Annotated in this window: 12 protein-coding genes and 1 riboswitch; of the genes, 4 read left to right on the top strand and 8 right to left on the bottom strand. The window is 39.1% G+C overall.

Annotated elements, in window-relative coordinates; all coding sequences use genetic code 11:
- The 3 genes from BUA12_RS12685 to istA all read right to left on the bottom strand — a co-directional run.
- A partial coding sequence (locus tag BUA12_RS12685; RefSeq protein ID WP_072710982.1) for a TspO/MBR family protein occupies positions 1-359 on the bottom strand: 359 nt, incomplete at its 3' end.
- 652 nt (positions 360-1,011) lie between these two features.
- Positions 1,012-1,785, bottom strand: coding sequence for an IS21-like element helper ATPase IstB (istB, locus tag BUA12_RS12680; protein ID WP_072710981.1), 774 nt, complete (start codon positions 1,783-1,785; stop codon positions 1,012-1,014).
- Between the two features lies 1 nt (position 1,786).
- Positions 1,787-3,313 carry an IS21 family transposase gene (gene istA / locus BUA12_RS12675; RefSeq protein WP_072710980.1) on the bottom strand — a complete coding sequence of 509 codons (1,527 nt, stop codon included), beginning with the start codon at positions 3,311-3,313 and terminating at the stop codon, positions 1,787-1,789.
- A 258-nt stretch (positions 3,314-3,571) separates the two neighbouring features.
- On the opposite strand from istA, the gene BUA12_RS12670 reads away from it, so the two are divergent.
- From BUA12_RS12670 to BUA12_RS12655, 4 genes are all read left to right on the top strand, one after another.
- A complete protein-coding gene (locus BUA12_RS12670; RefSeq protein WP_072710979.1) occupies positions 3,572-6,160 on the top strand; it encodes a TrlF family AAA-like ATPase in 2,589 nt (862 codons plus the stop codon).
- 473 nt (positions 6,161-6,633) lie between these two features.
- Complete coding sequence (locus tag BUA12_RS12665) at positions 6,634-7,512, top strand: DUF4062 domain-containing protein (RefSeq protein WP_072710978.1); 879 nt, start codon at positions 6,634-6,636, stop codon at positions 7,510-7,512.
- Positions 7,513-7,683: 171 nt separating this feature from the next.
- The gene (locus tag BUA12_RS12660) at positions 7,684-8,013 is read left to right on the top strand and encodes a type II toxin-antitoxin system RelE/ParE family toxin (protein WP_245772826.1); all 330 of its coding nucleotides are present in this window, start codon (positions 7,684-7,686) and stop codon (positions 8,011-8,013) included.
- A gap of 1 nt (position 8,014) precedes the next feature.
- A complete protein-coding gene (locus BUA12_RS12655; RefSeq protein WP_084670233.1) occupies positions 8,015-8,290 on the top strand; it encodes a helix-turn-helix domain-containing protein in 276 nt (91 codons plus the stop codon).
- Positions 8,291-8,508: 218 nt separating this feature from the next.
- On the opposite strand, the gene lipA is transcribed toward BUA12_RS12655, so the two are convergent.
- The 5 genes from lipA to BUA12_RS12630 all read right to left on the bottom strand — a co-directional run.
- The gene (lipA, locus tag BUA12_RS12650) at positions 8,509-9,456 is read right to left on the bottom strand and encodes a lipoyl synthase (protein ID WP_072710976.1); all 948 of its coding nucleotides are present in this window, start codon (positions 9,454-9,456) and stop codon (positions 8,509-8,511) included.
- 45 nt (positions 9,457-9,501) lie between these two features.
- Positions 9,502-10,314, bottom strand: a complete 813-nt coding sequence (locus BUA12_RS12645; protein WP_072710975.1) for a lipoate--protein ligase family protein — start codon at positions 10,312-10,314, stop codon at positions 9,502-9,504.
- Between the two features lie 214 nt (positions 10,315-10,528).
- Positions 10,529-11,830, bottom strand: a complete 1,302-nt coding sequence (locus BUA12_RS12640; RefSeq protein WP_072710974.1) for an NtaA/DmoA family FMN-dependent monooxygenase — start codon at positions 11,828-11,830, stop codon at positions 10,529-10,531.
- 13 nt (positions 11,831-11,843) lie between these two features.
- Positions 11,844-12,641 carry a 3-oxoacyl-ACP reductase gene (locus tag BUA12_RS12635; RefSeq protein ID WP_415735816.1) on the bottom strand — a complete coding sequence of 266 codons (798 nt, stop codon included), beginning with the start codon at positions 12,639-12,641 and terminating at the stop codon, positions 11,844-11,846.
- 54 nt (positions 12,642-12,695) lie between these two features.
- Positions 12,696-12,802, bottom strand: a riboswitch (TPP riboswitch).
- Positions 12,803-13,159: 357 nt separating this feature from the next.
- The coding region (locus tag BUA12_RS12630; RefSeq protein ID WP_072710972.1) for a dihydrodipicolinate synthase family protein at positions 13,160-13,831 on the bottom strand (672 nt) is incomplete at its 5' end.

The following is a 13,831-nucleotide window of genomic DNA, read 5'->3' as shown; positions in this document are numbered from 1 at the left end:
AAGAATTTCACTAATACAGCGTACATCGTCACCCAAATCATGATACTGTTCACCAACGCCAATTGACGCTTCCTGAGCCGGAAGAACAGGAAGGACCAGGTGTAGTTGATCATAAGATGAACCTTGAACAATCTGCTTGCCCCACGGTCCCCTTTTCTGTTGACGCGGGCATGGGCCAGCCCCATCGTCAGGTAAAGGAAGGTCCACATGGGCGCGAAAATTTTACGCGGCGGGGCAAACGGCGGCTGTTTAAGTTTCCTGTACTGCCCTGGTGCGGATCTGGTGGATAATTTCCCGATTGCTTTACCTAATATGAGCGGAGTGACAAGATGAAATATAAACTGGATGATTGGTTTCATATAATATCCTCGTTTCGGAATTTGATACAAGTATATACTAAATTCAGGTGAAGGTAACAGCAATAATAATGTCGCAGACTCAGGTAATATTGAAAGACCTCTGGAGAGTGTAGAATATTTTGTGTAGATGAATAAATGGAATAAGCCAGTCCGTAAAAATACCAGCACTGGTTGCCCATCAGGTCATTTGATCATACCAGCTTTGATTTCTCAACCTGCCCAGGCGGTGAATATGTACGCCTGCTTTTAGAGAACAATAAATTATTCAGTATCATCTGCTGTGCTTCACCTTCTTCAGTAATCTAGTAAATCATACCTTCATCAGCACTTTCTTCTGTTGCTTCATTACATTCCTCAGATGATTCTTCTTTCGAAGTATCACCATGTTAAAATTGACACACTGGCCTCACAGGACTTGGATACAGTACAAAAACTCAATAAATTTTTAAAATATTATACAGTGATAATTATATGGGTTTTTGTACTTTCAAACTATAGTGAAATCAGCTCTATTTTTTCTTCCTACAATATTCCAATAAACGGTCGTTATTTGAACGGTTTTACCATCTCAAATAAACCCATACTCTAGGTTTGTAACCGTCAAGTAGAACTCAACACTTTAACACAAATAAGATTCAACAGTTTGCCCCGATTAAAACTCAACAGCCGGGGGTTCGAATAATGTCTGTCTGTATTTCATCCTGATGCTCTCCTGCTGTTCATCAAAGGTGATGATTTCACTCCGATGGAGGAGGCGATCCAGGATCGCCGTGGTCAGTGTCGTGTCGCCTAAAAATTTGCCCCACTCATTGGGGCCTTTGTTCGATGTCAATATGAATGCCGTTTTATCATACATATCATAAATGAACTGAAAGAACAGCTGGGCATCCTGAGGCGCGTAGGCCATATACATGATGTCATCAATGATGATCAAGTCGGATGCTGCCATGCGTTTATATCGGGTGTTCGACTTGCTGATATATTCCCGGGTCTTCAGTATGTAGATCAGATGATCCATCGGGATGAATGATACCTGGTACCCCTGATTCACGGCGTGGATGCCCAGCCCCGTTGAAAGATGGGTCTTACCCACGCCGGGCGGCCCCATCATGATGAGCGTGAATTGTGCGTCCACCCAGGAGAGTGCCTTCAACACATTGAATTGTTTCTCCCCAATCGCAGATTGTTCCGCCAGTTTGAACTGGTCCAGCGTCAACTGCTGCGGGAACGCCGCCCATTTCATCAGTTTGGCACGATGCTTCTCTTCCCGGCTTCCCACTTCATGGCCCAGTATTTGATCCAACAACTCATAATACGTCCAATTTTTCGCTTCTGCCATCCGAAGCATGTCCGGCAGTGCCTTTGCGGTTTCCGCCAATCGGAGAGTGCGGCATTTTTGTTGTAAGTCATGATAAGCATCTGTCATGTCACTGGCCCCCCTGCAGGACTTTTAAGTAGATGTCCGGCTGACGCTCGGGCGCCGTCATGTCTCTGTACTTCTCATTAATGACCGTTTGCTGGGACCGTTGTCTGCCCGCCTGGATGTCCAACGACACCGTAATATCCCTTAAGTCATTGGCACTGGCCAACCCCAGGCGTTTGAATTCATTGACCGCCGCGTGAATGTGCGCCGGGTATTTTTCGGCAGTGCTCAGCACGATCCTCAATTGGTCGACCAGATGTCGCGGGTATTGATTCTGTAGTGTGTCCACCAGCCAGGCCGACAGCTCGGTATCCGCCAATGCTTCACACACTGCTGCGGTCAGCTGGGCGCGTTTCGTTTGAGACCGCTGGCGGTGACTGGCATCTGTAATGATCTGCCCTTTGGACTCGGACAATCGATGGCGGGCGATCGGCTGGCCTTCAGGCTGTAACGCAATCTTCAAATGGGTATCTGTGACCGATACATAGGCAACATTGGCGCTGCCACTTTGAAATGTGCCCAGGGGCACGCTGTACCGGTTCCCTTCAAAGCGGATGACATTGTCTTTATGAATTTTTCTTGTTATATTAGTAGGTGAAATGTGTGTCAACACATAATTTCCAGAGACTGTTTGAAGATGCGGCTTTTCGAGGGCGTGCACTTCAAATGGTCTTTTTTTGATATTGTGATGCACTTTATGGTTGCCGGTGCGTTTCAACCACTTTAAAGCGGACTGTTGCCAAGCGTCCAAATTGTCGAAGATGCGATGCTTCGCAAAATTATTTTTTACATATTTGATGACCTGTTCGACTTTCCCTTTGGACTCCGGATCGCTTTTTCTGCACAGTTCGACTTTAAAGCGTCTGAACCGTTGATACTGGGTAAATGCTTCGGTCAGGTTCAGATCGCCGGCATTTTCACTGACGGTCAGTAAACGGTCCTGGTCATAGACAATCTCTTCCGTCATGCCGCCAAAGTAGTGGAATGCATTGTCCTGCATCCGGATCAGGTCATCCGTCCGTAACGGTCGATCCAGCCATTCCACATACTTAAAACGGGAGTGCGACAATATGAACCCGGCCACATAGAGTTTCTGCCTGCCACCTGAGGATGTGTCCACTGTCAATTCTCCAAAATCAACCTGCATCTGCTTGCCTGGCGGCAGTTCATCCACTGCACCATAGACGCGTGACACCGTCTCTTTCGGTATGTGATGGTGTTCCCGTAAATGATTGACATAGTTCCGGACGGTGTTTTCAGCCACGGATTGAATATCAAACTTGTCTTGGAGCCAATCATAAATTTGTGCGCTGGTGGCATCAGGATGATCTTTCAGCCAGGTGAGTATGACACCGTGATAAGGGTCCAGCTTCTTGGTCCGGTTTTGTAGGGATGCGATAAAGTCTGCGAATGCATCCGGGCTCATATTCAAATAATCAATCACCCTGTTTCTGGAAATCTGTAACTTCTTTGCGATCTTACTGTTTGAAAATCCCATCTTCTTTAATCGGTGCACTTCTTGATAGATCATCCATCTTTCCACTCCTTGTTCTCTCCTTTTAAATATACTCTGATTCAGTATACCTAAAAGTGAATGTTGATTCTTAGACTGTTGATGCCTAGTTGTAGAGAACTGTTGAGTCTTGATTGTGGAAAACTGTTGAGTCTAGTTTAGCAGTTACAAGGTTTTAAATTTAGCATTTTAAACTACGTCATATGCTACTATGAGAGTAATAAGTATATTTTATTAAAGGTTAGAACGATATTATAAAAAACCTGGAGGAGTTCTATGTTCCAATTTGGTACGGAGTGGATAAGAGCAGATTTTCATCTACACACTAACGCAGATAAGGAATTTATTTATAAGGGAGAGCAGGATCGTTTTGTGAGCGATTACATAAAGAAACTCAAAGAAGAAAATATTAAATTGGGAGTTATTACAAATCACAACAAGTTTCATCTAAATGAATTCAAGGGTCTGAAGAAAAAAGCGAGGACAGAAAACATTACTTTACTACCCGGAGTAGAGCTCTCTGTTAAAGAAGGTGCTAATGGTATCCATTGCTTAATAGTTTTTAAAGAAGAAGACTGGATTAAGGGCAATAGTGAATCTATAAATCAATTCCTCGACGAAGTATTCAAAGGAATCGAAAATAGAGAAAATGAAAATACACGTTGTAACAAAGATTTGGCTGGAACGGTTGAAGCCTTAAACTCTTATAACAAAGACTATGTTATCTTGATGGCCCACATCGAACAAAAAAGTGGATTTTTAGAAGAATGCAATGGAGGTCTAATAGAATCTCTTAGTAAAAATAGTTGGTTTAAAGACAAAGTTATTGCATTTCAAAAAGGTCAAACTAGGGATAAGATGCATCAACTTGAAAGGTGGATGGGCTATAGATTACCCTACATTGAAGGTTCAGATTGTAAGTCCATCGAGGAGATAGGTAAAGGGAAAAAATCATATATAAAGATTGGCGATGGAAGTTTCGATTCTGTCATACTTGCATTGAGGGATTATCAAAATCGAATTTCTCAATTGGAAAACAATCATAGCCATGGACATATAAAGTCCGTTGAAATGATCGGTGGCAAAATGAACAACCAAAAAATTTACTTATCGCCGGAATTAAATAGTTTAATTGGAATTCGAGGTAGTGGTAAATCAAGTATAATTGAAGCTATTAGGTATTGTTTAGATATGATGCCATCTATAGCTGATGAAAATTATAAAACTGAAGTAGTGAAGAACCTTCTTGAATCAGGTGGGCAAGTGATTGTTGAAATTCAAGATAATCACAAAAAGAATTACAAAGTAAAAAGGATACTAGGAGAGTCCTCTCACGTACTTAATGAAGATGGGGAGGAAATTGGAGTAACAGTAAATTCTATTCTTCAAACTCCACTATATTTCGGTCAGAAAGATTTATCTTATATGGAGAATGGATTCGAACTAGATCTATTAAGCAAATTAGTTGGGAAGAAAATAAAGTTCTTTGAAAGAGATTTAACTAACATAAACGATCAATTGGGAAACCACGTTAATCAGCTATTTCAGTTGAATGATAAACTTGAGACTTTGCCAGATCTTAAAAGAAGTTTAACGGATATAGAACATAAGATAAGAATATTTGAAGAAAATGGTTTAAACACTAAGCTTTCTAAACAAGTGAATTTTCAAAAGGATGAAAGAAATATTGAAAATGCCTATGATCGGATCAATGAATTCAAGAAGGATTTGAAACTTTTACTGAATTCTCCTAACCTCAGAGAGCTCGATGAATTATGTAAACAAGAATCTTTAGAAGTGCCAGAGTTGTTCTCAAATTTATCAAAAGAAGTAACTTCTGTAATTGCTGTAAAAAAAGAAATTCAAGAGATTATAGGAAAGGTCGATTCAAGTTCTGAGCAAGTAAAAAAGTATCTAGGAGAGATTCAAGCAATCATAGGTTCACTTGAGGAAGAATTCGCTGGAATTAAGAGGGATATCGATATACCCAACTTAAATCCTGATGATTTTGCGAAGCTTAAGACTAACGAAGATAAGATAAGAAAGGATATTCATCAAGTCAACACACAAGAAGAAATAAAGGATCAAATTGAATCCAAGATTCGGTCTGATTTGGAGGAAAGGAATCAGCTGTTGCTGCAGGAATTCAGAGTCTACAATGATGAAATTGAAAAGATCAATTTGAACCAGGGCTCGTTGGAATTAAGCATTGAATTTAAAGGAAACAAGGAATTCTTTCTGGAAAACTTGAAGCAATCATTTAAAGGTTCTAATATAAACCAAAGTACTTATCGAGCCATAAGCGAAAATCACTCGGATTTTTCAGCACTAATAGTTGATATTTTATTAGATGATTCTAAAGTAACTTCCTCTTTAGTAACTGAAGCTCAATTATCTAGGGTAAAAGAGATAATTAAAACCAATTACAATGAACAATTAAAAATTAGAACTCCAAATAAAATTGAAATAAAGTACCATGGAAAACCTATAACTAAACATTCTATCGGTCAAAGAGCGTCAGCTTTAGTTCTTTTCATTTTATCTCAAAAAGACAATAATTTAATAATGATTGATCAACCAGAGGACGATCTAGACAATCAAATAATTTACAATGAAATAATTACAAAAGTAAAAGAAAGAAAGCCAGAGGTTCAGTTTATATTTGCGACACACAATGCAAATATCCCAGTCCTTGGCGACTCAGAACAGGTAATTGCTGTTTCTTACAATGAAAAACAACTAAGCGCAAAAACTGGTAGTGTCGATAACAAAGATATTCAGCAAAAAATTGTTGATATAATGGAAGGTGGACAAGAAGCCTTTAATAAAAGAACTCAAATATATAACTCATGGAAAAACGTCTGATTACTGTAGAATAAATAAGAAGTACAGGTGACAGTCTGTACTTCTTTGCATTTACGAATGTCGGGCTTAAAATATCGTCAAATGGAGCCACTTTGTCCTATCTTTTTACATAGTTTCAATTAAAAAGTCGCTAGTTTCAGATTAACTTACGGATATATCCCTTACTTCAGTTAAACCCTAATTTATAAGATAATAGTGATATAAACAGTTGTTTTCAGAATTGCTTTTAAACCGTTCCTAAACATATACTTTTCTGTATTAAAAGGGATAGATGATGTAACTAAGTTGGCATCTTCTACCCTTTTTATTTTTGTTGACTGCTTATAAGTTGAATTATGTTAATAATTAAACTATCTTCAAAAAAGTTAAACATTTACAGTAAATAGAAAAGTTATAATAATTATGTCTCTTATAAAAGATGTATTTTATACTATTGTTTATGTATATACTATGAGAATGGAGTGTTTATAGAAATGGAATATGGATTTATAGCCAGAGCTTTGCAAGTTATGATAGCTTCTCCAGGAGATGTTGATCAAAAAAGACAATCGGTACGGGAAGAGATTGTTAATTTTAATGGAATGCATTCTGAAAAAGAAAAAATAGTTTTATTACCAGTGGGTTGGGAGACTCATTCATACCCTGAAACTGGTGCTGACGCTCAAACGATTTTAAATAAACAAATAGTGAGTAAATGTGATTTATTAGTAGGTATATTTGGAACAAAAGTAGGTACAAGAACTGAGAACGCTTTGAGTGGAACTATTGAAGAAATCAACAAACATATTAATGCTGGTAAGCCCGCTATGATATATTTTTCAACTGAGCTAGTTCCGAGAAATACTGATCAAGATCAATTAAAAAAATTGGAGAATTTCAAAAAAGAAATGCAATTAAATAAGGGAGAGTTTAAAGCTCTATACAAAGACTTTAATTCCACCGATGATTTTAGAAATAAATTTAGAAATGATTTATATCGAATGGTAGTCCTAAGTGAATATTTTAACGAATCTAAGATTTCCAATCTATCTGAGAAGGAGCTTATCGAAGAGTTAAAATCTAATAAAGGAGAGAAAGAAGAGAAGAAAATTTCGGAGGAGGCAAAAGAGTTAATAGCAGAGGCCTATAGGACTGATTCTGAAATTCATAATTTTAAGACAATGGAGGGCCAAATTATTCAAGCAGGTGATAAAGGTTTTACACCTGTTAACCCTAGGAATGATGCTTATTATGTCGAAGCAATAAATGAGCTAGAGAGTAAGGGATATATAAGATCATTAAATTCTAAAAGACAGGTATTCAAATTAACTAGAGAAGGCTATAAATATGGCGATGAAAACTTTGTGAATTAAACAATTTCTCACTATAGATATTTATGAATAGCCGATTTTGAAAACTCATAAATAGTGAATAAGATTAACTTTAAATGCCGTTCGGTAAAGTACAATATTATATATTGAAGAGTGGAATCATGGGCGCATTTATGCTACCATATTAATATGAAGCAGATAGAATTCAAAACAATGTCAGATGGTAAAGACAATGACCTATTCGATGAATTTTTGAAAACTCTCGATGAAAAACAAGCAGACAAAATCGTAGAGCGTATCATACAGATTGAAAACCATGGATTGCAAACCGCCATCAAAATGAAATGGGTCAAAAAAATTGATAAGAACCTTTATGAAATCAGGGTGAAATTCAGCAGTAACATTCAGAGGGTTTTCTACTTTCAAAAAGAGAATAATCAGTACGTAATCACTCATGGATTTACGAAGAAAACTCAAAAGACACCACCGAAAGAGATTGCAAGAGCTAAGTGGTTACGAGATCAATATTTAAGGAGGCGTTAAGATGACACGTATGGAAGAAATCAAAGCAAGAGTAATTGCTGAAAACCCAGAACGTAAAAAAACATTTGATGATGAAACCAAACGGCTCAAGACTGCTGTCCTTGTTGTAGAACTAAGAGAGCATCATAAGCTATCCCAACGTGAACTTGCTCAAATAGTGGGTGTACCGAAATCTACGATTGCGCGTATAGAAAATGCACAAGTCAATACATCAGTACAAATGCTTGAACGCATTGCTGAGGCTTTAGATAAAGAATTGAAGATGAGCATCGTATAAGAATGACAAATCGCCGTCACAGGCCTGCTGTGGCGGCGTTATTTTATATTATAATCTATTGATGTGACTGCTAAACTAAACTGAACAGTTCTTGCTTGATGGAACTGAACACTTTTCCCAAATACATTCTTCCGTCAGTTACACTAGGAAAGTACAGAACAACTGGTGTATTGGAGGATTAGAAAGGTGTCGAAGTTAGAAGTGATTGTAGACGTGCATCAATTGAATGTAAAATCAACCTGCGTGTTTTCCTGGGTTTCATAACCTTTCATATAGTCAATGCGACGCTGTGCTGATGCTTGATTGACTTGCTCATCTGCATGATAAGAAGAACGGACAAGGGGCCCAGACTCACAATGACGGAAACCTTTTGATAGTGCAATCTGCTTCAACTCCGCAAATTCATCTGGATGATAATAACGCTCGACCCGCAAATGTTTTTTCGTTGGTTGTAAGTACTGACCGATTGTCATAATATTCACATCATGCGCTAATAAATCATCCATCGCCTCAATGATTTCTTCTTTCTCTTCTCCCAAGCCCACCATGAGACTTGATTTCGTTGGTACGTCAGGCGCAATTTCTTTCACACGCTGAAGCAGGGTTAGTGACCTATCATACATTGCTCTAGCCCGCACTTTTTTTGTCAATCTTCTCACAGTCTCAATGTTGTGGTTAAAAATATCTGGTTCACTGCTCATCAAAGTGTGCAAGCTCTCGTAATCACCTTTCATATCAGAAGGTAGAATTTCGATGGTGCAACCAGGTTTTTTTCTGCGGATCGCGCGGACCGTCTCAGCAAAAACCGCTGCACCGCCGTCTTTTAAATCATCTCGAGCGACGGCTGTAACAACCACGTGCTTCAGCCCCATTATTTCCACAGAATCTGCGACACGTTCCGGTTCATCCCAATCTAATTCATTCGGCATTCCTGTTTTAACCGCACAGAACCGGCACCCGCGTGTGCATGTATCACCAAGTATCATAAATGTAGCAGTTTTACGCTCGCTCCAACATTCATAAATATTTGGACATCGTGCTTCTTCACATACCGTATTTAATTTTTTATCTCGCATCAATTTCTTTAATCCTGAATATGATCCATTAGTATTGATTTTGGTTTCTAACCATTTAGGTTTACGCAGGTGTTCTTCTTTTTTAGACATTGATACTACACTCCTTCAATGACTGATATAATGAAAGCATCTGTATTAACTCATCATTTCAGCCGTGTATTTGTTTTTTGCCAATTGATTGATTTCATCACACTGCGCATCGGTCAATGTCATCGGTTTAAACTTGACATCCAAGCCGCTTTGAAAGCCATGATAAAACGCCTCCACCAACATGTCGTATGTATGCTTTTGATTTGTAATCTGATTAATAGCGACAGCCTTTTCACAGAAAGAAGTACGTTTTTTCTCTCTCATTCTTTCAGATGGGAAAAGGAAAAGATCAAACAACATTTTTTCATTAATACTCATTGGAATTGAACCATGTTGCAGTAAGACATCATCTTTGCGTACTTGAGCATTGCCCGAAAGTTTTTTATCGTCAATAATGAGTTCATAGTAAGCAGCCTGTTCAAAACAGACCGATGATCTTCCTTTAATCGTCTCCTCTCTCGAGGGATAGGCATAATCGGCTTGTATGCCCAAATTACGATACCCTTCTAAAATCCCTCTGGTTAAAATATGGTACGCTTCACGAACGGATATGGGTATGGAGGGATGAGACTCCGTCACGACAATACTATAGGTTAGCTCATCATCATGAAGTACGGCGCTGCCGCCCGTCAGACGCCGAACAAAATCGCAGTTATATCGCTCAAGGGCGGAAAAATCAATCCGTTTATCTACTTTTTGAAGTCTTCCTACGGACAGGCTTGGTGCTGACCAACCGTAAAATCTTAATGTAGGGGGGATAGCTCCTCTACTGTGCCAATTTAATAAAGCCTCATCAATCGCCATATTCGTAGCAGCATTGTGGTGTCCTGTATTCAAAAATCCCCATTCTTCGGGCATAAAAACTCTCCTTCTTATTAAATTCCCTCTAATTTTTTCAAAAGACAGAACATACATGAATCATTGACTATAATTAAATGCTATAAGTGAAAATTAAGAAACGAATCTCAATTTACTATAAAAAAATGGTTTTAAATATTAAAAAAATAGTTTACTTATAAAATTTAAAGCAGCTGGAAAGTTAAAGGTTTTTCGATACTTCAAAAAAGCAGGGTTAATATAGTGCCAGCATCTCTCTAAACGTTTCGCCGTTATAATCCTTTCTAAAAAGACCTCGATTTTGCATTTCTGGAATAATTAAGTCGACAAAATCTTCTAAGCCACCTGGAAGTGTTGGCGGCATCAAATTGAAACCATCTGCCACACCTTCGTTCATCCATTTCTCCATTTCATCCACAATTTCTCGAGGCGTACCTATAAGTGTCAAATGACCTCCCCCAGCACTTAAATAACCTATCAATTCTCTGACCGTCGGGTTTTTATCTTCTATAATTTCCAAGACAGTTTGGTAACGACCGATGGGTCCCGTGAATTCTTCGACTGAGGGTAATGGGGGCACTTTTTCATCAAGGTCCCATGAAGTTGTATCTCGTTGAATAAAGAACTCGAGCTGATCAAGGGTTGAGTCGATTGGTAACAAACCATCTAATTTTAATTTCTTTTTCCAGGCTTCTTCTTTTGTCCGCCCGACATAAGTCACCAATCCAGGAAATACTTTGATGTTGGCTTCCGGACGATGACTTGCTTTTATTGCTTCATTTAACTTATTACGATAAGCTTTTGCCTGCTTTAAGTTCCAAGAGACAGAGTAGACCGCATCAGCATATTTCGCTGCAAGTGCAACACCTTCCATTGAAGTTCCGGCTTGCATCGCAACCGGTTTCCCCGCCTTTCCTAAAGGTAGTGTTAATGGACCTTTAATTTGGAAATTATGACCTTTATAATTAAATGGCTGAATACTTTCATTTTTAATGATTTCCTTATTTATTCTATCTGGTTTGTAGTGCTCAAGAGACCATGATTCAAATAATTGATCCATGACTGCCGCAAATTCATCTGCTTTCTTATAACGTACTGTTCTCCCCGGTAATTCTGACATGCTGTGATTTTGCGCCTCACGGTGGGTCATTGATGTGACCAGGTTCCAACCCGCACGCCCTTTTGTTATGTGATGTAATGACAGTAACTGCCTTGCTGAAGTAAACGGGTTGTTAAACGTTCCTGAGATAGTTGAAACAAGCCCGACATTATCTGTGACTTTACTCATAGCAGTTAAAGCAATTAAGGGATCAAAATAACTGGTTGGTAATTCTGTGGCACTATATGCGGGGAAAGCTTGTGAATCCGCAAAGAATACTGCGTCCAATTTGCCTCTTTCAGCAATTCTTGCCAGGTTTTCATAGTATTCAATCGTTATAAATTCATTGATGCTTGAATCTTCTTCTAACCAGGCAGCCTGATGGTGCCCCACTCCATATAGTAAAACCCCTATATTTAATTCTTTAGAATGGTTCATGATTATATTCCACCTAATTCATAGTCAGTCCGCCATCTACTGTAATATTCTGTCCTGTAATGCCATCTGCTGCATCGGAACAAAGGTAGGCCACCATATTGGCAACATCTTGTGGTGATGTGACTTTCCTCAGTGGTGTAGAATCAGCGATTAATTCAAAGACTTCCGGTGTCGTCACAGCACTTGCATCTGTTGTTTTCAGTAATCCGCCAGAAACAATATTTGCCCGGATGCCATACTGCCCAAGTTCTGCTGCAATATTTCTCGTGAACCCAATTAAAGCAGCTTTTGCTGTCGTGTACTCGTGATACGGGACCACAGGATTTTGATATAAATTCGTTCCGATATTGATGATTGCCCCATCTTTACGTTCTATGAATTGAGGTATTACACTTTGCGATACATTAAATGCAGCCTTTAAGGTGCCATCTAATTGTTGCTCATAATCCTCATAGGTCAGGTTTTTAAATGCTTTTTGAGTAGTTGGATTAAACTTAAAGTTAACAAGTGCATTATTAACAACGACATCAATCTGCCCAAAGTGCCCAGTACCTTTTTCGACCATTTTTTCCACTGCTTGACGATCTGTAACATCAGCTTGAATCGCAATTGCTTGTGATCCGATCTTTTTTTGCAAAGCTTCTGCTTTCTCTTTACTCTTATTGTAGTTAATGATGACGTTAAAACCATTTTCACTGAGTGTTTCTACTATACAACTGCCGAGACCTCTTCCACTCCCCGTCACTAAAACTGTTTTGGCCAAATGAATCACTCCTTTTTTTAGAATAAAAAATGCGTAACCTTCATACATAGGAAGGTTACGCATCGAAAGTGATTGATTTATATCTTTTCAAGTATAAATAATTCTATCGAAGTAACACTTTCCTACGCTAGTTTTAACTAGATCAGGTTCAAAGGGTCTGAGGTTATCCTCATCTCAGTTTTTTTAAAAAAACGCCCCTAGTGCAAATCTATTCTATTTATTATCAATTGTAATACTTATTCGAAAGGTGTCAAGTAAATGATGGATGTACTAAGAGTTGTAAACAAAAAAATGTGTCATTTATTTTCTTAACTTTTAAAATTGAAAGTGATTCTATAAATGTTTAATATTTAACTAACTATAGCATGAGAGCATAAAATCTGATTATAATTCACTGTCTCTAATTATACTCTTAATCAGTCTATCTAAATCAACTCATAATTGGTCATCTATTGAGTCTAATTTAGCAGTGACACGATTATAATTCTGTTATAATGACGGTCATTTATTGAATCGTGGCGAGGAAATGATCACCTGTGATGGGACATAAGTCCCTCCCCCGCTTATCAGTCCAACTTCTCCATCAGACGTTTCAATTTCTCAACTTCATCATCCGTGAGCCCGAGCCTCGGTTTCCTCGACGGGCCGCCGTTCAGGCCCTTCAAGTCCATCGCCTTTTTGACGATTTGGACGTACTTTCCGGAATCCTCCAGGAACTCGCATAATGGCAGCAGATCCTTATTCAGGGCTCTCGCTTCCTCATACTTGTCTGCCTTCATCAGCTCGTAAAGTTTGGATGCACTGTTCGGTGCGATGTTCGCTGCGACCGACACCCAGCCTGTGGCACCGACGGCGAATGATTCATAGGCGAGGTCATCCGATCCGCAGAACATCACAAGGTCCGTGTTTTCCACAAGGGTGCGCACTTTGCGGATATCACCGGTCGATTCCTTGATGTACTGGACGTTGTCCAGCTCCTGATCGATTTTGTAGATCGTCTCATTTTCAAGGTCCACGTTTGCCGTGAAGGGATTGTTGTACATCATGATGGGCTTCGTCACGACATCATTGACATCCTTGAACTGGTGGAACGCTTCCTCTTCCGTCGGCGTCATGTAGAATGAGTTGATCAGCAGGTGACCGTCCGCGTTCGTCTGCTCAACGAATTTCGCATACTCGATCACTTTATCCGTCCGCTCATCCGCGATGCCGACCAGCAGTTTCGTATCACTGTCCTT

The organism is Lacicoccus alkaliphilus DSM 16010 (genome assembly GCF_900142805.1).
GTDB classification, from domain to species: Bacteria; Bacillota; Bacilli; order Staphylococcales; family Salinicoccaceae; genus Lacicoccus; species Lacicoccus alkaliphilus.
The sequence above is the reverse complement of the archived record's forward strand: the minus strand, read 5'-3'. Positions and strand labels throughout refer to the sequence as shown.

Bases quoted from the DNA above. Each gene is read 5' to 3' on its own strand.
- lipA (WP_072710976.1), bottom strand. From the start codon at position 9,456: ATGTCTAAAAAAGAAGAACACCTGCGTAAACCTAAATGGTTAGAAACC.
- BUA12_RS12670 (WP_072710979.1), top strand. From the start codon at position 3,572: ATGTTCCAATTTGGTACGGAGTGGATAAGAGCAGATTTTCATCTACAC.
- BUA12_RS12665 (WP_072710978.1), top strand. From the start codon at position 6,634: ATGGAATATGGATTTATAGCCAGAGCTTTGCAAGTTATGATAGCTTCT.
- BUA12_RS12660 (WP_245772826.1), top strand. From the start codon at position 7,684: ATGTCAGATGGTAAAGACAATGACCTATTCGATGAATTTTTGAAAACT.
- BUA12_RS12635 (WP_415735816.1), bottom strand. From the start codon at position 12,641: ATGTATGAAGGTTACGCATTTTTTATTCTAAAAAAAGGAGTGATTCAT.
- istB (WP_072710981.1), bottom strand. From the start codon at position 1,785: ATGACAGATGCTTATCATGACTTACAACAAAAATGCCGCACTCTCCGA.
- BUA12_RS12640 (WP_072710974.1), bottom strand. From the start codon at position 11,830: ATGAACCATTCTAAAGAATTAAATATAGGGGTTTTACTATATGGAGTG.
- BUA12_RS12645 (WP_072710975.1), bottom strand. From the start codon at position 10,314: ATGCCCGAAGAATGGGGATTTTTGAATACAGGACACCACAATGCTGCT.
- BUA12_RS12655 (WP_084670233.1), top strand. From the start codon at position 8,015: ATGACACGTATGGAAGAAATCAAAGCAAGAGTAATTGCTGAAAACCCA.
- istA (WP_072710980.1), bottom strand. From the start codon at position 3,313: ATGATCTATCAAGAAGTGCACCGATTAAAGAAGATGGGATTTTCAAAC.